We start from the raw sequence: 23781 nt of genomic DNA on the forward strand, positions 1-23781 counted from the left end.
CATGTTTACACACGGGGTTTTTTATTTACGGCGCGGACTTCAGGCCGGCGCCGAGGTCCGGATCAGGTGATCGAACGCGCTCAGCGAAGCCTTGGCGCCCTCGCCCACCGCAATCACGATCTGCTTGTACGGCACAGTGGTCACGTCACCGGCAGCGAATACACCCGGCAGTGACGTTTCGCCACGCGCATCGACAATAATCTCGCCCCGGGGCGACAGTTCGACGGTGCCTTTGAGCCAATCGGTGTTGGGCAACAAACCGATCTGCACAAAGATGCCTTCCAGGCCGATGGTCGTGAACTCACCATTGTCGCGATTCTTGTACACCAGGCCGGTGACTTTCTGGCCATCGCCTTTAACTTCACTGGTCAGTGCGCTGGTGATCACGTCGACATTCGGCAGGCTGAACAGCTTGCGTTGCAACACAGCATCAGCCCGCAGCTTGCTGTCGAACTCGAGCAAGGTAACGTGGCTGACGATGCCGGCCAGGTCGATGGCCGCTTCGACGCCGGAGTTACCGCCACCAATCACCGCTACGCGCTTGCCCTTGAACAGCGGGCCATCACAGTGCGGGCAAAAGCACACGCCCTTGGCCTTGTATTCCTGCTCGCCCGGAACGCCCATTTCACGCCAGCGGGCGCCGGTAGCCAGGATCACCGTCTTCGACTTGAGCGTCGCACCGCTTTCAAAACGGATTTCGTGCAAGTCACCGGCATTTTTCGCCGGCACCAGGCTGCTGGCACGCTGCAGGTTCATGATGTCCACGTCGTACTGACGCACATGAGCTTCAAGCGCGCTGGCCAGTTTCGGCCCTTCGGTTTCCTGTACCGAGATAAAGTTCTCGATGGACATGGTGTCCAGCACCTGGCCGCCAAAACGCTCGGCCGCCACACCGGTACGGATACCTTTGCGCGCAGCGTAGATAGCCGCCGCCGAACCGGCCGGGCCACCGCCGACCACCAGCACATCGAATGCCGCTTTGGCACTGATCTTCTCGGCGGCTTTTTCGATACCGCTGGTGTCGAGCTTGGCGAGGATTTCTTCCAGGCCCATGCGGCCCTGGCCGAAGTTCACACCGTTGAGGTAGACACTTGGCACAGCCATGACCTGGCGCTCATCGACTTCGGCCTGGAACAGCGCGCCGTCGATGGCCACATGCTTGATGTTCGGGTTCAGCACGGCCATCAGGTTCAGCGCCTGGACCACGTCCGGGCAGTTCTGGCATGACAGCGAGAAGTAAGTCTCGAAGCTGAACTCGCCTTTGAGCGCGCGAATCTGTTCAATCACTTCGACACTGGCCTTCGACGGGTGGCCACCGACTTGCAGCAGGGCCAACACCAACGAAGTGAATTCATGCCCCATGGGGATGCCGGCAAAACGCAGGCTGATCTCGGCACCCGGGCGATTGATGGAAAACGAGGGCTTGCGCGCATCGTCACCCTCGGTTTTCAGGGTAATCAGCGTGGTGAGGCTGGTTACGTCCTGCAAAAGTGCAAGCATTTCCTGGGATTTCGCGCCGTCATCGAGGGAGGCGACGATCTCAATCGGCTGGGTGACCCGTTCCAGGTATGACTTCAACTGAGCTTTAAGATTGGCGTCCAACATACGGGCGATTCCTTTGAATTTGGTAAAAAAAACGCCCGAGCGAATCTCGCCCGGGCGTTTTTGAGGGCGGTTGCAGCTTACTTAGGTGCGGAATCCCGCCCTTGATGTGTCACAGACTTAGATCTTGCCGACCAGGTCCAGGGACGGAGCCAAGGTGGCTTCGCCTTCTTTCCACTTGGCTGGGCACACTTCGCCTGGGTGGGCAGCGACGTACTGAGCGGCTTTGATTTTGCGCAGCAGCTCGGAAGCGTCACGACCAACACCGCCGTCGTTCAGTTCAACGATCTTGATCTGACCTTCTGGGTTGATCACGAAAGTACCGCGGTCTGCCAGGCCGGCTTCTTCGATCAGCACGTCGAAGTTGCGGGAGATGGTCAGGGTTGGGTCGCCGATCATGGTGTACTGGATCTTGCCGATGGCTGGCGAGGTGTTGTGCCAGGCAGCGTGGGCAAAGTGGGTGTCGGTGGAAACGCTGTAGATTTCGACGCCCAGCTTCTGGAATTCGGCGTAGTTGTCAGCCAGGTCTTCCAGCTCGGTCGGGCAAACGAAGGTGAAGTCGGCCGGGTAGAAGAACACTACGGACCATTTTCCTTTCAGGTCAGCGTCAGACACGTCTACGAAGTTGCCGTTTTTGTAGGCGGTCGCTTTGAACGGTTTTACTTGGCTGTTGATGATAGGCATCGTTGACTCTCCGTCAGGGGTTGGTAAGTTGATGAAGTGAATCCTACCCACTCTCTTGGCCGATGGCTCATTGGCAAACCTGATGCTCGCGATTGGCTTTCTCTATCAGCCGACAGTATTAATAGAAGAAACCTCAAATCAGCGGCGCAGTTGCCAGGGTCATGCCTAGAAAGGGTGTCGCTTCAACATAGCGCATGGCGGATTTCATGTCGTTCCAGCCGACGTAACTCATCAACGACTTCAAATCCCAACCACTGCGATGGGCCCACGTGGCAAAGCCTCGACGCAGGGAGTGGCTGGTGTAGTGCTCGGCCGGAATGCCCGCACGCTCCAGGGCCTGGCGCAACAGCGGGATCACGCTGTTGGGGTGCAACCCTGCCTCGCCCAGGTTGCCCCAGCGGTCAATCCCGCGAAACACCGGGCCGCGGACCAGCGCCGAAGCGCTGAGCCATTCACTGTAAGCCTGCACCGGGCACAGCCGCAGCAATGCCGGGGTTTGGTAGGTCTTGCCGAGGTTGTCGCGGTCGCTTTTGCTGCGTGGCAGGTACAGGCTGATGCCGGCCCCGGGCACGGCCTGGACGTTCTCGATGCTCAATCGGCACAACTCATCACTGCGAAAGCCGCGCCAGAAGCCGAGCAGGATCAATGCACTGTCGCGTTTGGCGCGCAACAGCCGGGCGGGGTCCTGGGCTTCGCTCGCTGCGCGCGCCTCCCCTTCCAGGCACGCAACCACCTGTTCCAGATGCTTGAGCTGCAACGGCTGCGCCTGCTTCTCCCGCGCCGGGTGTACGGCGCGAATTCCCTTGAGCACCTGGCGCACGACCGGCGCCTTGGTCGGGTCGGGAAAACCCTGGCTCGTATGCCATTGCGCCAATGCCGAAAGGCGCAACTTCAAGGTATTCACCGCCAACACCCCGGCATGGGCCACGAGGTAACGCGCCACGCTGTCGCTGGTGGCGGGCAGGAATCCGCCCCAACTCACCTCGAAGTGCTCGATGGCTGCGCGATAGCTGCGGCGCGTGTTATCGCGGGTAGCGGCGTTGAGGTAACGATCCAGATCGCTCATGAAAGCCTTTTCGTACTGCTGATAGGGCGCACTCACGGTGAAAACCGCGCTGACACGGGATAATACGTCAATATCCCATCTGTTAGATCATGATTTTTAACTCGTTTTTATTCATGATATGATATGTAAATACATACCATGTACCACAGTACTAAATCGACGGAGACCCCATGGCTCGTGGCGGCATAAACAAAGCAGTCGTTCAAACGGCACGCTTGGCGATCCTCGCCCGCGGCGAAAACCCCAGCATCGATGCGGTACGCATCGAAATGGGCAATACCGGCTCGAAAACCACGATTCATCGCTACTTGAAGGAACTGGACGAGAGCGAAACGCGGCAGACCATCACCGAAGCGCCCATCGACGATGAACTCGGCGAACTGGTGGCACGGCTTGCCCAGCGCCTGAAAGAGAAAGCCCAAGAGCCCATCGACCTGGCCCTGGCGCAATTCGAACAACAGAAAACCGCCCTGCTCGCCCAGCTCGAAACGCTGCAAGCAGCCCACAACCAACTGCAACAGCAATTCGATATCCAGGCCGCGGCCCTTGCCGAAGAAAGCGCAGCCCTGCAAACCGCCAGCACCAGCCTGCAGACCGAACAAACCCGTAACGCCGGGTTGAGCCAGGCATGCAGTGACTACGAGCTGCGCATCAGCGACAAGGACGAACAGATTCGCTCGCTGGAAGACAAACACCTGCACGCTCGGGATGCCCTGGAGCATTACCGCAACGCCATCAAAGAGCAGCGCGAACAGGAGCAGCGACGCCACGAAGGCCAGGTGCAACAGGTCCAGGCGGAACTGCGCCAGGCCCAGCAGAGCGCCATGGTGCGCCAGGACGAGATCACCCAGTTGCACCGCGACAACGAGCGCCTGCTGATCGAACATCGGGTGACGGTGAAGGAGTTGGCGGCACTGCAGGAGCAAGTGCGCAAGGACCAGGCGCAGCAACTCAACCTGAGCGAACAGTTGAAGCAGATCGACAGCGAACGCACCCTGCTCCAGGAACGCCTGCGGGTCGCGGTGCAAGACAGTCAGTCACGCCAAGCCGCGCTGAGCGAATTCCAGCAGGCCAACAAGGCGCTGGAACTGGACCTGATCAAGGCTCAGGCCAGCATCGAGGCGTTGCGCCTGACAGCCGCCGTTGCAGCGACCGCCGAGGCAACGCCCAGCACCTGATCAGTCGGCCACGGGCGTTCGCATGGTGACGAACTCTTCGGCCGCCGTCGGGTGTACGCCAATGGTTTCATCAAAATGCTGCTTGGTCGCGCCCGCCTTGAGCGCGATCGCCAAGCCCTGCACGATTTCCCCGGCGTCCGGGCCGACCATATGGCAACCCAGGACCCTGTCGGTGTCGGCGTCGACCACCAGTTTCATCAGGGTTTTTTCCTGGCAGCCGGTCAATGTCAGCTTCATCGGCCGGAAACGGCTTTCGAAAACCTTCACCTTATAGCCTTTGCCCTTCGCATCTTCCTCGCTCAGACCGACCGTACCGATGTTCGGCAGGCTGAACACGGCCGTCGGGATCATCGCGTAGTCCACCGGGCGATACTGCTCCGGCTTGAACAAGCGACGCGCCACGGCCATGCCTTCGGCCAGGGCCACTGGGGTCAACTGCACGCGACCGATCACATCGCCAATCGCCAGGATCGACGATTCGGCGGTCTGGTACAGGTCATCCACTTCGACAAAACCGCGCTTATCCAGTTTGACCCCGGTGGTTTCCAGGCCCAGGTTATCCAGCATCGGCCGACGGCCGGTGGCGTAGAACACGCAGTCTGTTTCCAGCACGCGCCCGTCTTTGAGGGTGGCCTTGAGGCTGCCGTCAGCTTGCTTGTCGATCCGTTCGATATCGGCATTGAACTGCAGATCCAGGCCACGCTTGGTCAACTCTTCCTGCAGATGCTTGCGCACCGCGCCGTCAAAACCGCGCAAGAACAGGTCGCCGCGATACAGCAAAGACGTCTGCGCACCCAAACCATGGAAAATTCCGGCGAACTCAACGGCGATATAGCCACCGCCAACCACCAGCACGCGCTTGGGCAGCGTTTTGAGGAAGAACGCTTCATTGGAACCGATCGCGTGCTCATGCCCCGGTATCTGCGGAATCTGCGGCCAGCCGCCGGTCGCGATCAGGATGTGCCTGGCCGTGAAGCGCTCGCCATTGATTTCCACCTGATGCGGGTCGACCAGTCGCGCATGCCCTTCATGCAGGGTCACACCGCTGTTGACCAGCAGGTTGCGATAGATGCCGTTGAGGCGGTTGATCTCGCGGTCCTTGTTGGCGATCAGGGTCGCCCAGTCAAAGTTCGCCGCCCCCAGGGACCAGCCGAAACCGCTGGCCTGCTCGAAGTCTTCGGCAAAATGCGCGCCGTAGACCAGCAGTTTCTTCGGCACGCAGCCGACGTTCACACACGTGCCGCCCAGGTAGCGGCTTTCCGCCACGGCCACCTTGGCGCCAAAACCGGCGGCAAAGCGCGCAGCACGAACACCGCCGGAACCGGCGCCAATCACATACAGGTCAAAATCGTAGGCCATTTCACTCTCCTCGGCAGGCAATCAGCATACCGACTTAGTTGGGGGCGAAAAACGAAAAAGCCACCCGAAGGTGGCTTTCTCTTACAACAGGCGGGCAACCGTGAATCAGTAAGCCTTGCCAGTCTTGTAGAAGTGCTCGTAGCAGAAGTTGGTCGCTTCGATGTAGCCTTCGGCGCCACCGCAGTCAAAACGACGACCCTTGAACTTGTACGCGATCACGCAACCGTCTTTGGCCTGCTTCAACAGGGCGTCGGTAATCTGGATCTCGCCACCCTTACCCGGCTCGGTTTCTTCGATCAGCTTGAAGATATCCGGGGTCAGGATGTAACGACCGATGATCGCCAGGTTCGACGGAGCATCTTCAGGCGCTGGTTTCTCGACCATGTCGCGCACGCGGATCAGGCCATCGCCGATGTCGTCGCCGGCGATCACGCCGTACTTGTTGGTTTCTTGAGGATCGACCTCTTGAACCGCGACGATGGTGCAACGGTACTTCTGGTACAGCTTGACCATCTGGGTCAGTACGCCGTCGCCTTCCAGGTTCACACACAGGTCGTCGGCCAGTACCACGGCGAACGGTTCGTCACCGATCAGCGGACGGCCGGTCAGGATGGCGTGGCCGAGGCCTTTCATCTGGGTCTGACGGGTGTAGGAGAACGAGCACTCGTCGAGCAGCTTGCGGATACCGACCAGGTATTTTTCCTTGTCGGTGCCTTTGATCTGGTTTTCCAGCTCGTAGCTGATGTCGAAGTGGTCTTCCAGCGCGCGCTTACCACGGCCGGTAACGATAGAGATTTCATTCAAACCGGCATCCAGTGCCTCTTCGACGCCGTACTGAATCAGTGGCTTGTTCACCACCGGCAGCATCTCTTTGGGCATGGCCTTGGTCGCTGGCAAGAAGCGAGTGCCGTAACCGGCTGCTGGGAACAAGCATTTCTTGATCATATGGGTCCTTACAAAGGGCTGTGCGTACGGAATTCGGCGCAGTCTAATCAGGCCGCAGTCACCTTACAATGGGTCCTGCTGGCGTTGCGATGTCATCATAGAGAAAAAATGTCGGCGTAAGTTCCGCCAATCCTACAAAGAGCTTCACCAATACCCCGACAAAAACAGCGTAGCCCTGTGGCTTGAAAAGGGCTGCAACCCTTTTAGCACGCTTTGGCGCCGCAAACATTGACCTGGAATAACTTGGGCGGTGGCGCGACAATTGGCGCTATCATTACGCCCTTGAACCAGACCACGAGATTGTTAATAGATGTCAGAACCCAAAGGCGTGAACGGCTACCTGATCACAAAGCGAGCGGACGGTTGGCACCTGATCAACTTCCACGGCGACAGCGTCGCTGGCGCATTCGCGACCGAGAGCCAGGCAACTGCGGTTGCAGAAGTGTTTGTGGATGAAGCGGGCCACGCATCGAGCAAGCGACCGAAGGGCAAGTAAGCCTTGGAAGCTGCGTAAAAAAGCCCCGGTGAACGGGGCTTTTTTGTATCTTTTGTATAACACTGGAATAGGCTTACACCTGACTTTCAGAACGAGACATGTCTATACGTAGATGGCAGTTCGCTATAGTCTCGTCGAAACGCCCCACGACAGTGTCAGCGCGCCCTCCAACACCCTCGATGATGAACACACATGAACAAGATTCTGGCACTCACTGCAGTATTGGCGCTCGCCGGCTGCACGACCACGTCTGATGTCTACCTGAAAAACGGCGAACAAGGCCTGACCATCGACTGCTCGGGCGAAGCCAATTCCTGGGCCAGTTGCTACGAAAAGGCCGACGCCTCTTGTGCGGGCACCGGCTACCGTATCGTCGGTACCGAAGGCACGCCTTCGCTCAAGGAAAGTGAAAAGACCCTGGGCCAGGACGTGGGCAACTTCAAAAGCCGCAGTGTGGTGGTGGTCTGCAAGTAAGCGTTACGTCTACAGCTGGATATCGGCAAACTTGATACCCAGGCCACGGACGGTCTCCACCAGGTCATCCAGGCGCGAGAAAGATTCGACTTCATCCTGATCGTCCACCAGGAAAAAACTGCGACCGCCGCTTTTCTTGAAGAATACGATCCATTCCCCGAGGTCAGCCGGGTTCTGGATGATGTGAGTGGCCGATATCTGACCTTCGGCCTGGCGAGCCCTGACGTGTTCACGCTTCATGAAAGACTTCCCAAAAAAGACACATGCCGCACAAACCGAGGGTTTGCGCGGCATTTTTGCGTTGATTGGGCGTGAGTCTAACGGATGCCCTGCCCAATCAACACGCCTTCTACGGTTTGACCGTAGAGATTGACCCCATCGTTGGCGTGGAATTTGACCCGGGTTTTCTCCACGGAACCGTCAACCAGCCGCGGGTCCTGCGGTCGCTCGTGGCTGTTGACGTAGGCCGCTACGTCCCAGGCTTGCTGGTCGCTCAGGCTGCCACCCTTGCCCAGCGGCATGTTGTGCTTGATGAAGGACGCCGCAGTATTGATACGGTGCATGCCGGCGCCCCAATTGTAGGAGTCCTTCCCCCACAACGGTGGCATCACGTAACTGTTACCGACCTTCTGGCCCTGCCCTTCGGGGCCATGGCAGACGGCGCATTGCCCTTTGTAAACCTGCGCGCCCCCGGACAGGTCATAACCCTTGGCCGGTTGGGCCACGTCGGGATACCCACGGCCTGGTAACTCCACGCCCAACGGTGCTTTGCTGGCCAGCCAGTAGGCGTACACCGAGAGCGCGGTAATTTCGCGACTATCAGCGGTCGGCGGCGTACCGCCGTTCATGCTGAATTGGAAACACCCCTGCAACCGCTCGGCAAAGGTGTTGACCTTGTCGTTCTTCTTTCGATAGGCCGGATACATCGGGTAGGCGCCCCACAGCGGCGCCGAGTTGGCCAGGCGGCCCTGATCCAGGTGGCAATTGCTGCAGTTGAGCCCGTTACCGACGAATGTCGGCGCCAGGCGTTTGGTATCCACGAACAACGCGTAGCCCTCCTTGACCAGCTTGCCGTAGGCATTGTCAGGCAGCTCGCTCTCTTGGGGCGGCTGGAATTGACTGACAGCCGCATGGCCGGCAGAAGGCTGCAACTGCGACTGGTCTTCCATGGCGATCGTAGCGGCGTGGGCGGACGGCAGACCCAACAGTCCTAGAACTAAAACAAACGGGCTCATGGCTTGGCCTCCAGTTTCAGTGAGGCGAAATACTGGGCCACGCCCTGTACTTCATCCGGCGTCAGGGATTTTGCGATGTGGCCCATCAGGTCATTCGGGTCGTTGTGACGGGTGCCGTTTTGCCAGGCCGTCAACTGTGCTGCCAGGTAGGTGGCAGGCTGACCGGCAAGAGGCGGGAACGTGTCGCCGACACCCGTACCGGCAGGACCATGGCAACTTGCACATGCCGGAATCTGCCGCTCCCAGGCGCCCTGCTGGGCGAGCTTTTGCGCAGCACCGATAGGCATCTCGCTGCGATGGATCGGTTGCGGGACGGCGCCTGGCATCGCCGCCAGCGCCTGGCTGACAGCGTCGATCTCGGCGTCAGTGAGGGCATTCGCCAAGGGTTGCATCACCGGGTTGGCACGCGTGCCGCGCTTGAAGTCTTCCAACTGTTTACGCACATACAGGGCCGGCAACCCCGCCAACCTGGGGAAGCCCGCGGCGGCGAGCCCCGCGCCATCGGCACCATGGCAGGCTACGCAGGGCATGGCGCCCGGCTGCGAGCCGCCCTCGGTGAATATCTTCTTCCCATCCAGCGCGTGGGCATTGCCCAGCAGCAACATCAGCGCACTGCCTATCAGTACTCGTTCCAGAGACATCATCACGGCTCCATTTTTTATAGTTATATATTTAGGCGTTTATGTCATAAGCCTACAAATGGTAGGAGAACCTTCCCGTCACGACAACTGCGAAAACGCGCGCAAAAAAAAGCCTGACACCGCAATGGCAGGTCAGGCTTTTTTATCGGATTCAAACGGACCGTGTAAACGCGCGGCCTCAGCCGGAAATGCAGTCCTCCCCGGCCTTCTTCACATCGCCTGGGCGGATCGGCACATTGGACATGCTCTCGTAGAGCTTGATGCTGCTGCCACTGGAGCGCTCGTCAATCTCGAAAATAGCCGACGGGTCAGCGGAGAATTTCTGCGGAACAATCACCTGCACGCCGTCTTTATGCGGCTCGATCTGCGGCGGCCGGCGGGTAGTCGACAATTTGCGTACCACACAGGCGGCATATTCCTGCGGTTTTTTCCCTGAAATGACCGCCAAGGTCGGGGGGGTCTGCTTGATATCTGCAACCGAAGCACACCCACCTATCGCCAAGGCCAGAACCAACACACTCCACTTCATATAAAACCTCCGATAAAGACCCTAGGACAGCGGGGATGGTAATTTTCTCCCGCCCACGTAGGATTTATCCCTGATAACTCGGTAAATAACTGTTTTAAATTGTCGAAGTCGTCGACGACGGCCCGATAATAAACGCGCTGGGGCTGATAAACTCTATCTTAACCTACGTATCGTTCTGATTTTTCAGAAAAAGCCCTTCTGGAGACACCCGCCCATGAAATTCATCCACCAGCGTGAGCACCTCAACGAGGGAGATATTGTCGTCATCGAATGCTCACAGACTTGTAATATTCGTCTGATGAGCGATGCGAATTTTCGCAGTTTCAAGAATGGCGGTCGTCACACCTACCACGGCGGCGCGTTCGACAAGTTCCCGGCAAAAATCACCGCACCGAGCACCGGTTTCTGGAACATCACCCTGGACGTTGTGACGCGCCGCGCCATCAGCGTTACCCGCAAACCTGCGCTGTCCCACAAGATCCGCATCGTTCGTCGCACCAACAGCAAATTGAGCTGACCCGAACACTCGACAGGAAAAAAGCTGTGACCACGACCAAATACGTCATCAAGTACAAACTCAACGGCGAACGCCGCTTTGAGTTTGCCCAACTGCACAGCAACAGCGTCGAAGAAGCCAAGCTAGTACTGGCGAAGATTCACGACGCCAGCGATGAAATCACTGACATCAACGTGAGCAAGGCGCTGTAAGCCCATGCCCGGCCCGACCGTCGACCTGTTCGCCGACGACGCCCTGCAACAACCCGCAGGGCGTGAGCAGATTGGCGAACAGTCCCACGTTCTGAGGGGCTATGCCCTGCCCTGGATTGAGCATCTTCTGCCAGCGTTGCGCTGCGTGCTGGCTCAGTCGCCGTTTCGGCAAATGGTCACGCCCGGTGGTTTCACCATGTCGGCCGCGCTGAGCAGTTGCGGAGAACTGGGTTGGACCACCGATCCCAGCGGCTACCGCTACACCGCGCTTGACCCGCGCAGTGGCCACCCCTGGCCAGCCATGCCCGAAACGTTGCGCCAACTGGCGGCACACGCGGCGGCCGACGCCGGGTTCAGCGATTTTGTGCCCGATGCCTGCCTGATCAACCGTTATGTGCCGGGGGCGAAGATGTCGTTGCACCAGGACAAGAACGAACGCTGCTATACCGCGCCGGTGGTTTCCGTGTCGCTGGGGCTGCCGGCGATCTTCCTGTTCGGCGGCCATGCACGCAGCGACAAGCCGCAAAAAATCTCGTTGTTCCATGGCGATGTGGTGGTGTGGGGCGGGGTTGATCGTCTGCGCTTCCACGGAGTCATGCCGGTCAAGGACGGCACGCATCCGGTCATGGGCCCGCAACGCATCAACCTGACCTTTCGCACCGCCGGCTGATTTGACCGCAAGCTTCAGAGTGCCAGGCCGCCGCGACACGACTAATCTGGCCGTGACCCGTCATGAGAGCAGGCAATGAATAACGAACATGACCCGCGCTGGGCAGCGATCCTCGCCCGTGATCCTCAGGCCGACGCGCTGTTCGTCTATGGGGTAAAAACCACCGGTGTGTATTGCCGTCCCAGCAGTGCCTCGCGCTTGCCGCGCCCGGAAAACGTCGAATTCTTTGAGACACCTCAACAGGCCGAGGCGGCAGGCTATCGCCCAAGCAAACGCGCGACCGGTGACCAGACGCAACGCGCGGCACGCCACGCCGAACTGGTGGCCAACGCTTGTCGGCAGATCGAACACGCCGAAACCCCGCCCAGCCTCGACCAACTGGCACAGCAAGCCGGCCTGAGTGCGTTCCATTTCCACCGCGTGTTCAAGTCTGTCACCGGCCTCACCCCCAAGGGCTATGCTAGCGCCCAGCGCTCACGCAAAGTGCGCAAGGGGCTCAAAGGTCGCAACACAGTCACCGACGCGCTGTATGACGCCGGCTTCAATTCCAACAGCCGCTTCTATGAATCGGCGGACCAACTGCTTGGCATGAAGCCAAGCGATTACAAAGCCGGCGGCACGAATACTCACATCCATTTTGCCGTCGGCCAATGTTCCCTCGGCGCGATTCTGGTGGCGCAAAGTCATCGCGGCGTGTGCGCGATTCTGCTGGGCGACGAGCCGGACACGCTGGTGCGCGATCTGCAGGACCAATTCCCCAACGCCGAATTGCTGGGCGCGGACCCGGCCTTCGAACAGTTGGTCGCCCAGGTGGTGGGGTTTATAGAAGCCCCGGCCCTGGGCCTGGACTTACCCTTGGACCTGCGCGGCACGGCCTTTCAGGAACGGGTATGGCAGGCCTTGCGCGACATCCCGGTGGGCAGCACCGCCAGCTACGCGCAGATCGCCGAACGGATTGGCGCGCCCACCGCCTTTCGGGCCGTGGCCCAGGCCTGTGGCGCCAATCGCCTCGCAGTGGCGATTCCCTGCCACCGCGTGGTGCGCAGTAATGGCGAGTTGTCGGGCTACCGATGGGGTGTGGAGCGCAAGCGCCAGTTGCTGGAACGCGAGCGCGATCGCTAAAACAGCCCGCGCCACTACACGAAACCCAGGCTGCGTCCAGTGAATAAAACAGACTGGCCGGATGCCAAGGGCCCTGCTAAAACAGCGAAAACTCTTACCAACGCTGGAGACGCATCCCATGAGCACCTGGCCAGACACGCGCATTCTCGATCTGCTGGGCATCGATGTCCCGATTATCCAGGCGCCCATGGCCGGTGCGACCACCGCGCAAATGGTCATCGCCGCCAGCGAGGCCGGCGCGCTCGGTTCGATGCCGGCGGCGGCGCTGAGTATCGAGCAATTGCGCGATGCGTTGAGCACTATCCGTCAGGCCAGTACGCGGCCGATCAACGTGAACTTCTTTTGCCATCAACCGCCCGAGGCGGACGACGCCCGTGATCGGCGCTGGAAAGACCTGCTGCAACCCTACTACCGCGAACTGGGCGCCGACTTTGATGCTCCGACGCCGGTGACCAACCGTGCGCCGTTCAACGAAGCGGCTTGTGAAGTGGTGGAAGCGTTCCGTCCCGAGGTGGTCAGTTTCCATTTCGGCTTGCCGGAAAAGTCCTTACTGGACCGCGTCAAAGCGACCGGCGCCAAGGTACTTTCATCGGCCACAACCGTCGAAGAAGCGATTTGGCTGGAACAGCATGGCTGCGACGCGATCATCGCCATGGGCCTTGAAGCCGGCGGCCACCGCGGTATGTTTCTCAGCGACGACCTCAACAGCCAGATCGGCTTGATGGCGCTGGTGCCGCAGATCGTCGACGCCGTGAGCGTGCCAGTGATCGCCGCCGGCGGTATCGCTGACGCACGCGGCATCGCAGCCGCCTTTGCCTTGGGTGCTTCGGCGGTGCAGATCGGTACCGCTTACCTGTTGACCCCCGAAGCCACGGTCAGCCCCTCGCACCACCACGCATTGCGTCACGCCCAGGCCAGCGAAACCGCGCTGACCAACCTGTTCACCGGCCGACCGGCACGCGGCATCGTCAACCGGGTGATGCGAGAACTCGGCGCGATCAACCCGCTGGCCCCGGCCTTCCCCAGGGCCGGCGGTGCGTTGCTGCCACTCAAGGCCAAGGATGAAGCCGGCTTCAGCAACCTGTGGGCGGGCCAGGCGGTGGGCCTGCGGCATCCGTTCGCAACCCGCGAGCTGACCACCTGGCTGGCAGAACAAGCCTTGAGCCGGCTGTCTCGGTAGCGCAAGTCAGATCAGTATCGGCTCTGCGGGTGGAAGGCCGCTGAGCCGACGTTCGTGCAGCGGCGTCAACACAGTAAACCGCTGTTGGCGCAACGCACAGATGCCATATACGACTCGGGCAAAGTGTTCGTTGCTGTCGTCGTAGGGCTGGCTCGCCATGATCAGCGCGAAACAGCATTCGGCCTGGCGCTCCGGGGCCATCTTGCGGATCAATCCCAACCCTATCCCCAGCAACGCCCGGCTACTGGTCATGGTCAGTCGCTCATAACCGGAGCTGCGCTGGTGATGACACTCGCGCTGCTGGCCCCGGGCTAGCTGTTCATACAGCGCGTCCAGTTCAGCGGCGGTGTATAAATCCACCGTCGCCTGCTCGCCTGACACATGAAGTTCCAGTTGTTGTTTAAATAACAGTCGCCACGCATCGTCGTCGATTCCGGCCCGCACCGCGACCCAGTCGACACAATCGACCAGCGCGTTTTGCGCGCTCGCGAGCGTGCTTGGCAAACCGGCCTGCAGGGCTTCGAGGTGGATCAATGCCTGGTTGACCAAGTCTGCCTCCTCAGCCATCACGCCCTCCATCAGTTCTCGATAGCCGCCCCGCGGTTCGTTACGCCATGCCTGAAGGAAGCCCAGCATCAAGGCCCGCAACTCACCGATCGCCTGCACGCCAATGGTGCGCCGCAATAGCCCTTCCGCCTCGTCGACCAGGCCGCTGAGGTTGCTGACTTGCGCCAGCAGTTCAGACTGATTGAAGGTCGCCGGTTCATTGAGCGATAGCGATGCATTGATCGGCAACTGGTGAAAGACCTGGGCCCAGACACGCTCCAACTGCTCGCGAACCCCGCAGACGAAATCCAGGGGAAACGACAGCACGCTGTAATCGCCGCTATTGACGAAGGGGCTCCAACTGATGCCCAGCGCAAACGCCCCGTCAACCTCCAGGCTTGCGTTGGCAAAGTCCGGATAAAACTTGTAAATCACCAACGCGCCCTCCAAGGCCGGCAACCCGCGCACGCAGTCCTCCCAGCCTTTCAACGTACCGAAATAGCCGCGACCGTTCATTGAGGCATCGAGGTCGCCCAGGCTGAAATCGACCATCGCGGTGTCCGTCGCATCCCGAATCGACAACGCAAAATGCGTTTGCGGGCGCTGATCGCCGAGTTCGGAGAAAATCAGCACGCCGACGGCCTGTGTCTCCCAGCGCTGACTGCGCAAAAAGTCGGAACAGCTTTTCGCCTCGGCATAACCGCAGGTGGCGGTTGCCTGGAGGTAACCTTTGAGTTCGGCGCCTTTGCCCCGGTCGTCGAAGGATTTTTCCATGCGCTGGCGCAGGTCGATCAACCAGAATGGCGTGGAGACAAAAGTCTCGGACTCACTGGTCTGTTTCAACTTTATCGGGACGTCGTAGTCTATGGGCGCATTCAGAATCGGCGCGACAGTCCGACCGCCGAGCGTCGACTGCTTGAGCAATATACGCAACTTGGCATTGGCGCTGGGCAGGTCGGCCCCCAGGTCGACCATCGCCAATAGCACCCCCAGCTTGCACTCATGGATGTAGTGGGCGTAGTCCTCGGGACGATCGGTATTTTGCGCCAACGCATACGTAAGGCCGACATCACCGACATTGGCGATGAAGCGCGCCATGCCGGAAAGCAGCAGCGCGCCCAACCCACTCAGAGGCCCGACGGCCGCCGTCACCAGGCCGGACACCGCACGGGCGACACTTTTAAACATCGCCAGTTTTACCCGGCGCCGCTCTTCGTCGGACGAAAACACTGCGTAGTCGACCTGCCCCTTGATATCTGCGATGGCCGCCAATTGCAATTGCGCGTTGATGTGCTGGGTATCACGAAAGGACACCGGCTCCGGGGCGAAACGCCGGTAATGGTAGCCATAGCGTTTTTTTTGCGGAAAAAAATCCTGAGGCACCAGGTTCATTTTCTGCGGGAAAGGGGAATGTTCCGCGACAAATCGCATCAACACCTCCGAGGGTTGCCCGGCGGTGGTGCTTGGTGCCCAGACCGCCCACTTGAGCTCGGTGAAGTTGAGGGATATCAGCAATGCCTTCTGTGAGTTGAATTTGAGCACAATCGCATTGGGCACCACCGCTTCATTGAATAGCAGCAGTCGCGGTTTCAACTCGCCTTTCAAGTAGCGGAACGCACACCCTCGCAAGTCTTCGTCGGCTGCATCGACTTGCGCGAGGTAGCGTGCGACCCGCACCCTGGCGAGGGCGTCACAGGTTTCGCCGAACAGTTTCTGGTAGTCGTCGCTGGCGGCCAGCGCATCGATATCCGCCAGGAAGTCAGCCAGCAACACGTCACGCATCCCGGTCAATGTCGCGACTTGCGACGCTGGCAAGGCTTGCCCCTGCACATGCACGGCACTGAGTTTTTCCTGGAAGTACGCACGCCGTTGCGGCTCACCCAACAGCACTTGTTCAAAGGAAAAGTACTTGTAGCGTGGCGGCACGAATGCACTCACGCCAGGAGAATATGTGGGGTGGCCTATCAGGTATTTGAACTTGAATTGGCGTTCTTTTTTGAACAATTGCTGGGTGTCTTGAGACAAACCGGACTTCTTCAGGCAGCGATCGATCAACGATTCGATATAGTCTTTGGCGATCTTGTTATTGCCCACGCTCTCCCTCAGCCCATCCCATTTTTGCCAGGCCTGGGTCGTGGTTGCCTCGGGCGTCGGGGGCGCGGTGGGGGCCTTCCAGCCGGTACGTTCGCGGGGCTGAATGCTGACCGCTATAAACAGCCGCGCGGCATCGCAGCGCACGAACCATTGATTGGGCCGCTCGCTCTGCAGCCGGATGCCGCCGTCTTCCTGCAAGACGCCGCAGTTGACCCAGGGGCAGCGGTAACTCATGTAGACGCTGAGATAGTAGTGCCAATCCGCAGCGGCGCGGCGCGAGGCCGGAACCTCGATGATGTAGCGCTCCTCATCGGCCTGATAAGGCATTGCGCTCAGGGTCACCTCGATCACTTCGTCGGCCTTCAGCGCTTGGTCGGCGAGGAGGACGGCACGGGGCGTCCAGCGCGGGAAAATGCTGAAATCGGCGTCGAGTACCGCCTCGCCGAACGGCTTGACCCACAGCGTGTTTTTGCCGGGCTCATCGGAATAACGAATGTGATCACCGCTGCGTGCGCCAATACGCATCCCCGGCCAACTGGTGCCAATCGCCCTGGGCCATTGCCCGGCCCCCAGGGAAATCAGCGGGAGATCGAACCAGATATCCGCAAGCAGGCGCTTACTGGCCCCCCACACGGAGAACAGCACCACCTCGGTCTTGAGCAAAGGCCGTGTCGCGATCGCCAGGCCACGCTCTTCCCACTCGACACTCTGGGCCTGGCCTGACACTCGCAGGCTGTCGAGAAAGTATCGATGGGCCGTCAAGCGTTGGGCCAATGCCCCGTAAAACTTGGGAAACAGGACATTGACCTGCACGCTGTCAGTCGATTGGTTTTTTCCGACACTCGCGCGCCAGGTGAAGCGCTTGTCGAGGATTTTCCACAGGGGCATTTCCTGGCGCTCGACAATCAACGCAGGACTTCCCGGCTCGGCCCCCTCCTCCAGGATCGAAAACTCCACCGGTATCAACGATTGCGTGGTGATCAGCGCCTTGGCCTGCGGTTCCAGTGCCGAAGCGCTGAGTACGCGGTCCAGCCAGGCTTTCACGGCGGCCTCGCTGGTAAGGTTGTTCGGTGCACCGACGTTGATATAGGCATATTCCCTTTGCATGGCACTTGCTCCTTTGCCGGCTAAAGGAGCTGCACTATCAACGGGTTCCCGTGCATTGGCTGTCAGGAGGCGGGCCGTTGCCGCCGGGAAATGTCAGCGCGGGGCCGGCGGATTCCCCTTGCCATTTTTTCGCTATATACCTATACATACACCGCTTGACCGCCCCCCATGGTCCGGCAGCGCTCAATACTGGCTTTTTTCCTTCTCATACGGAGCTATCCATGACCTTCAGCCTCCCACGCTTGATTCGCCCCGGCCTGGCGGCCGTCATTGCGCTTGTCACCGCCGCTGCGGTCCACGCCGATGAAGTCCAGGTGGCCGTCGCCGCCAACTTCACCGCACCGATCCAGGCGATTGCCGCCGATTTCGAGAAGGACACCGGTCACAAGCTGATCGCCGCCTACGGTGCCACCGGGCAGTTCTATACCCAGATCAAGAACGGCGCGCCGTTCGAAGTGTTCCTCAGCGCCGACGACACCACCCCGCAAAAACTCGAAACCGAAGGCGATACCGTCAAGGGTTCGCGCTTTACCTACGCGGTCGGCACCCTGGCGCTGTGGTCGGCGAAGGAAGGTTATGTCGATGCCAAGGGCGATGTGCTCAAGCAGAACGCGTTCAAGCACCTGTCCATCGCCAACCCGAAAGCCGCGCCCTACGGGCTGGCCGCCACCCAAGTGCTGGCCAAGGAAGGCTTGACCGAGAAGCTCAAGGACAAGCTCGTCGAGGGCCAGAACATCACCCAGGCCTATCAGTTTGTCTCCACCGGCAATGCCGAGTTGGGGTTTGTGGCCTTGTCGCAGATCTACAAAGACGGCAAAGTCACCAGCGGTTCGGCGTGGATCGTCCCGGCGTCCATGCATGACCCGATCAAACAGGATGCGGTGATCCTCAACAAGGGCAAAGACAGCGCCGCAGCCAAGGCGCTGGTCGAGTACCTGAAAGGGCCGAAAGCCGCTGCCGTTATCAAGTCCTACGGTTACGAGCTCTAAATGCCGCTATCGAGTGCCGATTTTTCCGCAATCTGGTTGACCATCAAACTGGCGTCACTGACCACGGTGATCCTGCTGGTCATCGGCACTCCGATTGCCCTGTGGCTGTCGCGCACGCGCTCCTGGTGGCGCGGGCCTATCGGCGCGGTGGTCGCCCTGCCGCTGGTGCTGCCGCCCACGGTCATCGGCTTCTATCTGCTGCTGACGATGGGGCCGCACGGTTACTTCGGCCAGTTCACCCAATGGCTGGGCCTGGGCACCCTGACCTTCAGTTTCGCCGGGCTGGTGATCGGCTCGGTGATCTATTCCATGCCGTTCGTGGTGCAGCCGTTGCAAAACGCCTTCTCCGCCATCGGCACACGCCCCTTGGAAGTGGCCGCGACCTTGCGCGCCAACCCCTGGGACACGTTCTTCAGCGTGATCCTGCCCCTGGCCCGCCCGGGGTTTATCACCGCGTCGATTCTCGGCTTTGCGCATACCGTCGGCGAGTTCGGCGTGGTGCTGATGATCGGCGGCAATATCCCGGACAAGACCCGGGTCGTCTCGGTGCAGATCTACGACCACGTCGAAGCCATGGAATACGCCCAGGCGCACTGGCTGGCCGGCGCCATGGTGGTGTTCGCGTTCCTCGTGTTGCTGGCGCTCTACTCCAGCCGTAAAACCAAGATGGGCTGGAGCTGATGCCGATGATCGATGTACGCCTGCACCTCACGTATTCCGCCTTTGCCCTGAAAGTGGACCTGCAACTGCCCGGTCGCGGCGTCACCGCGCTGTATGGGCATTCCGGCTCCGGCAAGACCACCTGCCTGCGCTGCATTGCCGGGCTGGAACGTGCCGAGGACGGTTTTGTCCAGGTCAACGACGAAGTCTGGCAAGACAGCCGCAACGGGCTGTTCGTACCGCCGCATAAACGTGCGCTGGGCTATGTGTTCCAGGAAGCGAGCCTGTTCCCCCATCTGTCGGTGCGCGCCAATCTGGAATTCGGCCTCAAGCGCATCCCGCGTGCGCAACGTCGCGTCGACATGGCCCACGCCACCGAACTGTTGGGCATCGGCCACTTGCTTGAGCGGCATCCGCAGCACTTGTCCGGCGGCGAGCGCCAGCGCATCGGTATCGCCCGCGCGCTACTGACCAGCCCGCGCCTGTTATTGATGGACGAACCGCTGGCGGCACTCGACAGCCAACGCAAAGGTGAAATCCTGCCGTACCTGGAACGCCTGCACGACGAACTGGACATTCCGGTGCTCTACGTCAGCCACGCCCAGGACGAGGTGGCGCGCCTGGCCGATCACATCGTGTTGTTGCGCGACGGCCAGGCCCTGGCCAGCGGCCCCATCGGTGAAACCCTGGCGCGGCTGGATTTGCCCTTGGCCTTGGGCGACGACGCCGGTGTGGTGATCAACGGCACGGTAAGCGCTTACGACGTGCACTATCAATTGCTGACCCTGCAACTGCCCGGCAGTGCCTTGCAGATGCGCGTCGCCCATACGCCGCTGGCCTTGGGCAAAGCCCTGCGGGTCAAGGTGCAGGCGCGGGACGTGAGCCTCAACTTACAGGCCGAAGCCCACAGCAGCATCCTCAACCGCCTGCCGGTGACGGTCACCCAGGAGATTGCGGCGGACAACAGCGCCCATGTGCTGGTGCGCCTGGATGCCGGCGGCACGCCGTTGCTGGCACGGATCACACGCTTCTCCCGCGACCAGTTGCAACTGCACCCCGGCCAGACGCTGTGGGCACAGATCAAGGCGGTGGCGGTGCTGGCGTAGCCGCGAAACCTTGTGGCCGCAGCGTCTTGCGTTGCAGTCAATCAGACAGACCGGCCTGATCTGTTTGTAACCTGCCGTCCGCCGACCTGCCCCGCGACCTGCAAGGACATTACCTACGCAACGGGAGTGTCACACCTCGAGTTTTTTACAGGCGATCGAGTCCTCTCATACTTTGGTCTGGCATGACGCTGGCTGGAGGCTGGAAGCTGCCTGAGGTCATTGCGCCAGACATCAAAGCGCCTTACGGTAGTGGCCGCATAATCTCACCGAGGAACCCGGCCCGATGCTGCCTTCGTCCCAAAAGCCCTACGCCAACGTCGTACTCGCCCGTCAACAGCAATGGCGGGGTCGTGTCGGCATGATGCTGGTGGCCAGCCTGTCTGTGCTGGCGGGCATGACCGATGCCATTGGTTTCATGGCCAGCGGCGACTTTGTCTCATTCATGAGCGGCAACACCACGCGCCTGGCGGTGGCGATCAGCGAAGGTGACCCGGGCCTGACCGGGCGCCTGCTGTTGCTGGTCGCGACCTTCGTGGTCGGCAACGCCTTGGGTATCGTGGTCAGCCGCATGAGCGGCCGTCACGCCCTGCCCCTGCTGCTGTGCATCGCGGCGCTGCTCTGCGGCGGCGCGCTGTGGCCGTTCGCCGATATGCTGCCCGCCTTGCTCGCGGCAATTGTGGCGATGGGCATGCTCAATGCCGCCGTCGAAGAGGTCAACGGCTTGCCGGTGGGGCTTACCTACGTCACCGGCGCGCTGTCACGCTTTGGTCGCGGGTTGGGACGCTGGCTGCTGGGGGAGCGTCGCAACGGGTGGCGCGTGCAGTTGGTCCCCTGGACGGGGATGTTCATCGGGGCGGTGATCGGGGCGTTGCTCGAGCACCGCATGGGCTTGGGTGCGCTGCTGGTCAGCGGGGCGCTGGCTGCGGTTTTGGGCCTGGTGTCACTGAAGATCCCCCGGCGCTGGCACTTGGGTTATATGCCGCGCTGATGATCAGGGAGGCTCGCCCGACGTGACGGCCTCGACATCCGTGTACTGGTAAAGAGCTATTACGTCGAGCGAGCGGGGGAATCATAGGATAATGCCCTGCAACTGTCCCGCCGGGCATTTCCTAAAATCACTACGGCAACGGATTACAGACAAGTCGCAAGTGCGGCCAAACGGCGCTTGGCGACCATGGAGTCTTCGGCGGTGTAGTAATCGACAGAGGAACCGGCTCCTGCGCTGCGCACGTCGGCAAAGTAATCGCCGCCGGTGGTGTACACCGTGAAACCGCCCGCCCCGATCGGCTCCTTGAAGCCGCCGGCGTCGACACCAAACACCGCCTCGTCCTGCCAGCCGAACTGGATACATTGGGCAACCACCAGCGCAGCCTTGTCCGACGCCAAGGTCTTGTAGGGCGTGCCGGTGCGTGCCGCGTTCATTTTCGAGCCCGCGCAGCCGGCCAGTGCTGCCAGTACCAATGCGCCAATTACCAGTTTCCGCATGCCATCGCTCCTTGGAAAAAAACGCGACTCTACCATTAGCAGGCGACACTCACGGATTATTACGTCACCCTGTCGCCTACTTGCGAGTTCGCTTCTACCTGGAAAACCGATGACACCCAATGCCGAACGCTACAACCCATCCACCGACTATGCCGACAAGCTGATCAGCCGCATCGGCCAGACGCCCACGTGGATCGCCAAGCGCATTGGCGTGACGGACAAGCGCATTCGCTACATTCTCGACGGCGAGCGCACGGTGAAAGGCGAAAGTACGCCGATCCAGATGACCTACACCGAGCAGTTCGCGCTGGAGTGCCTGGCGGCCGAGGCCAAGGCGAAAAAGAAGGCGACGCCGCCCACCGAATGAATTTAGTTTCACTGTGACAGGAGAACGCGCCACCGATAATGGCCGGGCTCATTTTTAGAAGTCTCCTTCAGCCCGCCCTCCCGCGGGCTTTTTTTCGCCGGTGTGTTTAGAACCACCAGCGAAACAGGTAGAACAACGCCATGCTCAACAGCACGGTGAGCAGCACATTGCGCGTCCAGACCATCAGCGCCACCGCGCAGATCCCGGCCAGCAGGTAGGGGTTGGCCGGGCTCAGGTTGAGCCGGTGGTCGGCAAAGAAAATGATCGGCCCGCAAATCGCCGTGAGCATGCCCGGTACCGCGAACCCGAGAAACTCCCGCGCACCGCGGGTGAGCCGCACGGGCAGGCGCGGTTCGATAAACAGGTAGCGGTTAAAAAATACGATCAAGCCCATTGCAACAATCATCACAAAAATCATGCCTGCCCGACTCCCAGTCGTTTGCAGGCATACCCTGCACTCATGCCCAACACACCCGATACCACCACGGCCGACTCCCACTGCAGGAAGCTCAAGCCGACCGAGCACAACAGCGCCACCGCCACGCACACCACGGTGGGCACATCGCGCACCACGGGCGTGATCAACGCGATAAAGGTCGCAACAATCGAGAACTCCAGGCCCAGGTGTTCGAGCCCAGGAATGCTCTTGCCCAGGACAATGCCGGCGAGGGTGAACAGGTTCCAGGCAATATAGAACGTCAGGCCAACACCCAGTGCGTACCAGCGGTTGAAGGTTTCGCGGTCGTACTGGCTGACCAGGGCGAAGAACTCATCGGTCATCAGGAAACCCAGGCTCATGCGCCAGCGCGGTTTGAGCACGGACAATGTGGGGCGCAGATGCATGCCGTACAGCAGATGTTGTGAGGTCAGCAGCAAAGTCGTGAGCAAGATGGAGATCAGGCTGGCGCCGCTCTTGACCATGCCGATGGCCACCAGTTGCGCGGCACCGGCAAACACGATGGCGGAAAGCCCCTGGGCTTCGAGCGGAGAAAAGTGCGCTTCGATGGCCATTGAGCCAGCCAGCAAGCCCCAGGGCGCGCACGCCAGGGATAACGGAATGACAGCAATCGCGCCACGGGCGAAGGCGTAGTGAGGTAAAGCAGTAGGCATGGGAACCGCTCATCGACAGACAGTCGACAAGCATGCCAGCGCAATATGCAGGTTGTCTTGAACGATCTTGCTCAGGCGAGCCTTACCGACACCAGTTCCACCGAGTCCCGCGCTTCGCGCAGTTCATAGGCGTCCTGGTTGAGACGGTGGATGGTATTGAGCAAGCGCTGGCGCAGCACTTCATCGCCGAGTTTTTCGACGGCACGCATCAGATCGAACGCCGCGGTTTCGTTATTTTCCGCGACGGAATCGAGGGTCTTGCGCAGATTGCGAGTGGCACGGGTCACGCGTGGTATTCCTTCATCAGCTATGGGCAGGCACTTTAGGACATTTGTGTTTCATTTTAATTTCAATCACTTGTGGCGTGTTTCCAGACATTTGATCCATATCAATTGAAACAGGATTTGACTGAAATATATGGAAATACG

Annotated in this window: 27 protein-coding genes; 13 read left to right on the top strand and 14 right to left on the bottom strand. The window is 60.2% G+C overall.

The genetic code is table 11. The annotated features are described in order from the left end of the window. Positions 1-39: 39 nt before the first annotated feature. From ahpF to C8K66_RS02565, 3 genes are all read right to left on the bottom strand, one after another. Positions 40-1605 carry an alkyl hydroperoxide reductase subunit F gene (gene ahpF, locus C8K66_RS02555; RefSeq protein ID WP_079443890.1) on the bottom strand — a complete coding sequence of 522 codons (1566 nt, stop codon included), beginning with the start codon at positions 1603-1605 and terminating at the stop codon, positions 40-42. A gap of 117 nt (positions 1606-1722) precedes the next feature. After that, positions 1723-2286 (bottom strand): alkyl hydroperoxide reductase subunit C, encoded by a 564-nt coding sequence (ahpC, locus tag C8K66_RS02560; protein WP_010210361.1) that lies wholly within the window; start codon positions 2284-2286, stop codon positions 1723-1725. Positions 2287-2419: 133 nt separating this feature from the next. Next, complete coding sequence (locus C8K66_RS02565) at positions 2420-3352, bottom strand: site-specific integrase (RefSeq protein WP_057004172.1); 933 nt, start codon at positions 3350-3352, stop codon at positions 2420-2422. A 170-nt stretch (positions 3353-3522) separates the two neighbouring features. On the opposite strand from C8K66_RS02565, the gene C8K66_RS02570 reads away from it, so the two are divergent. Continuing rightward, positions 3523-4530, top strand: a complete 1008-nt coding sequence (locus tag C8K66_RS02570) for a DNA-binding protein (protein ID WP_046383536.1) — start codon at positions 3523-3525, stop codon at positions 4528-4530. Here the strand turns inward: C8K66_RS02570 and gorA are convergent, their stop codons facing one another. Together gorA and galU are read right to left on the bottom strand one after the other, a co-directional pair. Further along, a complete protein-coding gene (gorA, locus tag C8K66_RS02575; protein WP_108524184.1) occupies positions 4531-5889 on the bottom strand; it encodes a glutathione-disulfide reductase in 1359 nt (452 codons plus the stop codon). It lies immediately after the preceding gene. 105 nt (positions 5890-5994) lie between these two features. Further along, positions 5995-6834 carry a UTP--glucose-1-phosphate uridylyltransferase GalU gene (gene galU / locus C8K66_RS02580; protein ID WP_003212579.1) on the bottom strand — a complete coding sequence of 280 codons (840 nt, stop codon included), beginning with the start codon at positions 6832-6834 and terminating at the stop codon, positions 5995-5997. 310 nt (positions 6835-7144) lie between these two features. Between galU and C8K66_RS02585 the strand changes: the two genes are divergently transcribed. Continuing rightward, positions 7145-7330 carry a hypothetical protein gene (locus tag C8K66_RS02585; protein ID WP_017846306.1) on the top strand — a complete coding sequence of 62 codons (186 nt, stop codon included), beginning with the start codon at positions 7145-7147 and terminating at the stop codon, positions 7328-7330. Between the two features lie 192 nt (positions 7331-7522). Next, positions 7523-7804, top strand: a complete 282-nt coding sequence (locus C8K66_RS02590; protein WP_017846307.1) for a hypothetical protein — start codon at positions 7523-7525, stop codon at positions 7802-7804. 9 nt (positions 7805-7813) lie between these two features. Here C8K66_RS02590 and C8K66_RS02595 read toward each other — a convergent pair whose 3' ends face one another. From C8K66_RS02595 to C8K66_RS02610, 4 genes are all read right to left on the bottom strand, one after another. Then, complete coding sequence (locus C8K66_RS02595; protein ID WP_102617064.1) at positions 7814-8044, bottom strand: hypothetical protein; 231 nt, start codon at positions 8042-8044, stop codon at positions 7814-7816. Between the two features lie 77 nt (positions 8045-8121). After that, positions 8122-9039, bottom strand: a complete 918-nt coding sequence (locus tag C8K66_RS02600; protein ID WP_108524185.1) for a c-type cytochrome — start codon at positions 9037-9039, stop codon at positions 8122-8124. Continuing rightward, positions 9036-9683, bottom strand: coding sequence for a c-type cytochrome (locus C8K66_RS02605; RefSeq protein WP_046383540.1), 648 nt, complete (start codon positions 9681-9683; stop codon positions 9036-9038). Before C8K66_RS02605 ends, C8K66_RS02600 begins: the two co-directional genes overlap by 4 nt. A gap of 175 nt (positions 9684-9858) precedes the next feature. Then, entirely contained in the window at positions 9859-10209 is a 351-nt protein-coding gene (locus C8K66_RS02610; RefSeq protein WP_046383541.1) for a hypothetical protein, read from the bottom strand. Between the two features lie 214 nt (positions 10210-10423). On the opposite strand from C8K66_RS02610, the gene C8K66_RS02615 reads away from it, so the two are divergent. The 5 genes from C8K66_RS02615 (at position 10424) to C8K66_RS02630 (ending at position 13889) form a co-directional block, all read left to right on the top strand. Next, the gene (locus C8K66_RS02615) at positions 10424-10726 is read left to right on the top strand and encodes a DUF1883 domain-containing protein (RefSeq protein WP_017846312.1); all 303 of its coding nucleotides are present in this window, start codon (positions 10424-10426) and stop codon (positions 10724-10726) included. Positions 10727-10752: 26 nt separating this feature from the next. After that, positions 10753-10917, top strand: coding sequence for a hypothetical protein (locus C8K66_RS30935; RefSeq protein WP_017846313.1), 165 nt, complete (start codon positions 10753-10755; stop codon positions 10915-10917). Between the two features lie 4 nt (positions 10918-10921). After that, positions 10922-11587, top strand: a complete 666-nt coding sequence (alkB, locus tag C8K66_RS02620; RefSeq protein ID WP_046489457.1) for a DNA oxidative demethylase AlkB — start codon at positions 10922-10924, stop codon at positions 11585-11587. 75 nt (positions 11588-11662) lie between these two features. Continuing rightward, the gene (gene ada, locus C8K66_RS02625; RefSeq protein WP_017846315.1) at positions 11663-12709 is read left to right on the top strand and encodes a bifunctional DNA-binding transcriptional regulator/O6-methylguanine-DNA methyltransferase Ada; all 1047 of its coding nucleotides are present in this window, start codon (positions 11663-11665) and stop codon (positions 12707-12709) included. 118 nt (positions 12710-12827) lie between these two features. Continuing rightward, entirely contained in the window at positions 12828-13889 is a 1062-nt protein-coding gene (locus C8K66_RS02630) for a nitronate monooxygenase family protein (protein ID WP_046383543.1), read from the top strand. A 6-nt stretch (positions 13890-13895) separates the two neighbouring features. On the opposite strand, the gene C8K66_RS02635 is transcribed toward C8K66_RS02630, so the two are convergent. After that, positions 13896-17636 carry a hypothetical protein gene (locus C8K66_RS02635; RefSeq protein ID WP_108524186.1) on the bottom strand — a complete coding sequence of 1247 codons (3741 nt, stop codon included), beginning with the start codon at positions 17634-17636 and terminating at the stop codon, positions 13896-13898. Positions 17637-17857: 221 nt separating this feature from the next. Between C8K66_RS02635 and modA the strand changes: the two genes are divergently transcribed. The 4 genes from modA (at position 17858) to C8K66_RS02655 (ending at position 21379) form a co-directional block, all read left to right on the top strand. Continuing rightward, on the top strand, positions 17858-18625 hold the full coding sequence (modA, locus tag C8K66_RS02640) for a molybdate ABC transporter substrate-binding protein (RefSeq protein WP_046383545.1): 768 nt from the start codon (positions 17858-17860) through the stop codon (positions 18623-18625). Then, entirely contained in the window at positions 18626-19306 is a 681-nt protein-coding gene (modB, locus tag C8K66_RS02645; RefSeq protein WP_017846319.1) for a molybdate ABC transporter permease subunit, read from the top strand. Continuing rightward, on the top strand, positions 19306-20391 hold the full coding sequence (modC, locus tag C8K66_RS02650) for a molybdenum ABC transporter ATP-binding protein (RefSeq protein WP_371928127.1): 1086 nt from the start codon (positions 19306-19308) through the stop codon (positions 20389-20391). The genes modB and modC overlap by 1 nt, the downstream gene beginning before the upstream one ends. A 283-nt stretch (positions 20392-20674) precedes the next feature. Continuing rightward, positions 20675-21379: a YoaK family protein gene (locus C8K66_RS02655; protein ID WP_108524187.1), complete on the top strand. Its 705-nt coding sequence runs from the start codon at positions 20675-20677 to the stop codon at positions 21377-21379. Between the two features lie 143 nt (positions 21380-21522). On the opposite strand, the gene C8K66_RS02660 is transcribed toward C8K66_RS02655, so the two are convergent. Continuing rightward, on the bottom strand, positions 21523-21876 hold the full coding sequence (locus C8K66_RS02660) for a hypothetical protein (protein WP_017846322.1): 354 nt from the start codon (positions 21874-21876) through the stop codon (positions 21523-21525). A 109-nt stretch (positions 21877-21985) separates the two neighbouring features. On the opposite strand from C8K66_RS02660, the gene C8K66_RS02665 reads away from it, so the two are divergent. Beyond that, complete coding sequence (locus tag C8K66_RS02665) at positions 21986-22243, top strand: hypothetical protein (RefSeq protein WP_017846323.1); 258 nt, start codon at positions 21986-21988, stop codon at positions 22241-22243. Positions 22244-22349: 106 nt separating this feature from the next. Here C8K66_RS02665 and C8K66_RS02670 read toward each other — a convergent pair whose 3' ends face one another. The 3 genes from C8K66_RS02670 to C8K66_RS02680 form a co-directional block, all read right to left on the bottom strand. After that, complete coding sequence (locus C8K66_RS02670) at positions 22350-22661, bottom strand: AzlD domain-containing protein (protein ID WP_046383547.1); 312 nt, start codon at positions 22659-22661, stop codon at positions 22350-22352. Next, positions 22658-23353 (bottom strand): AzlC family ABC transporter permease, encoded by a 696-nt coding sequence (locus C8K66_RS02675; RefSeq protein WP_046383548.1) that lies wholly within the window; start codon positions 23351-23353, stop codon positions 22658-22660. Before C8K66_RS02675 ends, C8K66_RS02670 begins: the two co-directional genes overlap by 4 nt. A gap of 71 nt (positions 23354-23424) precedes the next feature. Next, positions 23425-23640 (bottom strand): hypothetical protein, encoded by a 216-nt coding sequence (locus C8K66_RS02680; protein WP_017846326.1) that lies wholly within the window; start codon positions 23638-23640, stop codon positions 23425-23427. Between the last annotated feature and the right edge of the window lie 141 nt (positions 23641-23781).

Origin of the sequence: Pseudomonas sp. GV105, from assembly GCF_003058185.1 — a bacterium.
Classification (GTDB): Bacteria; Pseudomonadota; Gammaproteobacteria; order Pseudomonadales; family Pseudomonadaceae; genus Aquipseudomonas; species Aquipseudomonas veronii.

Excerpts from the sequence above, each read along its gene's own strand:
- ahpF (WP_079443890.1), bottom strand. The coding sequence starts at position 1,605 with ATGTTGGACGCCAATCTTAAAGCTCAGTTGAAGTCATACCTGGAACGG.
- ahpC (WP_010210361.1), bottom strand. The coding sequence starts at position 2,286 with ATGCCTATCATCAACAGCCAAGTAAAACCGTTCAAAGCGACCGCCTAC.
- C8K66_RS02565 (WP_057004172.1), bottom strand. The coding sequence starts at position 3,352 with ATGAGCGATCTGGATCGTTACCTCAACGCCGCTACCCGCGATAACACG.
- C8K66_RS02570 (WP_046383536.1), top strand. The coding sequence starts at position 3,523 with ATGGCTCGTGGCGGCATAAACAAAGCAGTCGTTCAAACGGCACGCTTG.
- gorA (WP_108524184.1), bottom strand. The coding sequence starts at position 5,889 with ATGGCCTACGATTTTGACCTGTATGTGATTGGCGCCGGTTCCGGCGGT.
- galU (WP_003212579.1), bottom strand. The coding sequence starts at position 6,834 with ATGATCAAGAAATGCTTGTTCCCAGCAGCCGGTTACGGCACTCGCTTC.
- C8K66_RS02585 (WP_017846306.1), top strand. The coding sequence starts at position 7,145 with ATGTCAGAACCCAAAGGCGTGAACGGCTACCTGATCACAAAGCGAGCG.
- C8K66_RS02590 (WP_017846307.1), top strand. The coding sequence starts at position 7,523 with ATGAACAAGATTCTGGCACTCACTGCAGTATTGGCGCTCGCCGGCTGC.
- C8K66_RS02595 (WP_102617064.1), bottom strand. The coding sequence starts at position 8,044 with ATGAAGCGTGAACACGTCAGGGCTCGCCAGGCCGAAGGTCAGATATCG.
- C8K66_RS02600 (WP_108524185.1), bottom strand. The coding sequence starts at position 9,039 with ATGAGCCCGTTTGTTTTAGTTCTAGGACTGTTGGGTCTGCCGTCCGCC.
- C8K66_RS02605 (WP_046383540.1), bottom strand. The coding sequence starts at position 9,683 with ATGATGTCTCTGGAACGAGTACTGATAGGCAGTGCGCTGATGTTGCTG.
- C8K66_RS02610 (WP_046383541.1), bottom strand. The coding sequence starts at position 10,209 with ATGAAGTGGAGTGTGTTGGTTCTGGCCTTGGCGATAGGTGGGTGTGCT.
- C8K66_RS02615 (WP_017846312.1), top strand. The coding sequence starts at position 10,424 with ATGAAATTCATCCACCAGCGTGAGCACCTCAACGAGGGAGATATTGTC.
- alkB (WP_046489457.1), top strand. The coding sequence starts at position 10,922 with ATGCCCGGCCCGACCGTCGACCTGTTCGCCGACGACGCCCTGCAACAA.
- ada (WP_017846315.1), top strand. The coding sequence starts at position 11,663 with ATGAATAACGAACATGACCCGCGCTGGGCAGCGATCCTCGCCCGTGAT.
- C8K66_RS02630 (WP_046383543.1), top strand. The coding sequence starts at position 12,828 with ATGAGCACCTGGCCAGACACGCGCATTCTCGATCTGCTGGGCATCGAT.
- C8K66_RS02635 (WP_108524186.1), bottom strand. The coding sequence starts at position 17,636 with ATGCAAAGGGAATATGCCTATATCAACGTCGGTGCACCGAACAACCTT.
- modA (WP_046383545.1), top strand. The coding sequence starts at position 17,858 with ATGACCTTCAGCCTCCCACGCTTGATTCGCCCCGGCCTGGCGGCCGTC.
- modB (WP_017846319.1), top strand. The coding sequence starts at position 18,626 with ATGCCGCTATCGAGTGCCGATTTTTCCGCAATCTGGTTGACCATCAAA.
- modC (WP_371928127.1), top strand. The coding sequence starts at position 19,306 with ATGCCGATGATCGATGTACGCCTGCACCTCACGTATTCCGCCTTTGCC.
- C8K66_RS02655 (WP_108524187.1), top strand. The coding sequence starts at position 20,675 with ATGCTGCCTTCGTCCCAAAAGCCCTACGCCAACGTCGTACTCGCCCGT.
- C8K66_RS02660 (WP_017846322.1), bottom strand. The coding sequence starts at position 21,876 with ATGCGGAAACTGGTAATTGGCGCATTGGTACTGGCAGCACTGGCCGGC.
- C8K66_RS02665 (WP_017846323.1), top strand. The coding sequence starts at position 21,986 with ATGACACCCAATGCCGAACGCTACAACCCATCCACCGACTATGCCGAC.
- C8K66_RS02670 (WP_046383547.1), bottom strand. The coding sequence starts at position 22,661 with ATGATTTTTGTGATGATTGTTGCAATGGGCTTGATCGTATTTTTTAAC.
- C8K66_RS02675 (WP_046383548.1), bottom strand. The coding sequence starts at position 23,353 with ATGCCTACTGCTTTACCTCACTACGCCTTCGCCCGTGGCGCGATTGCT.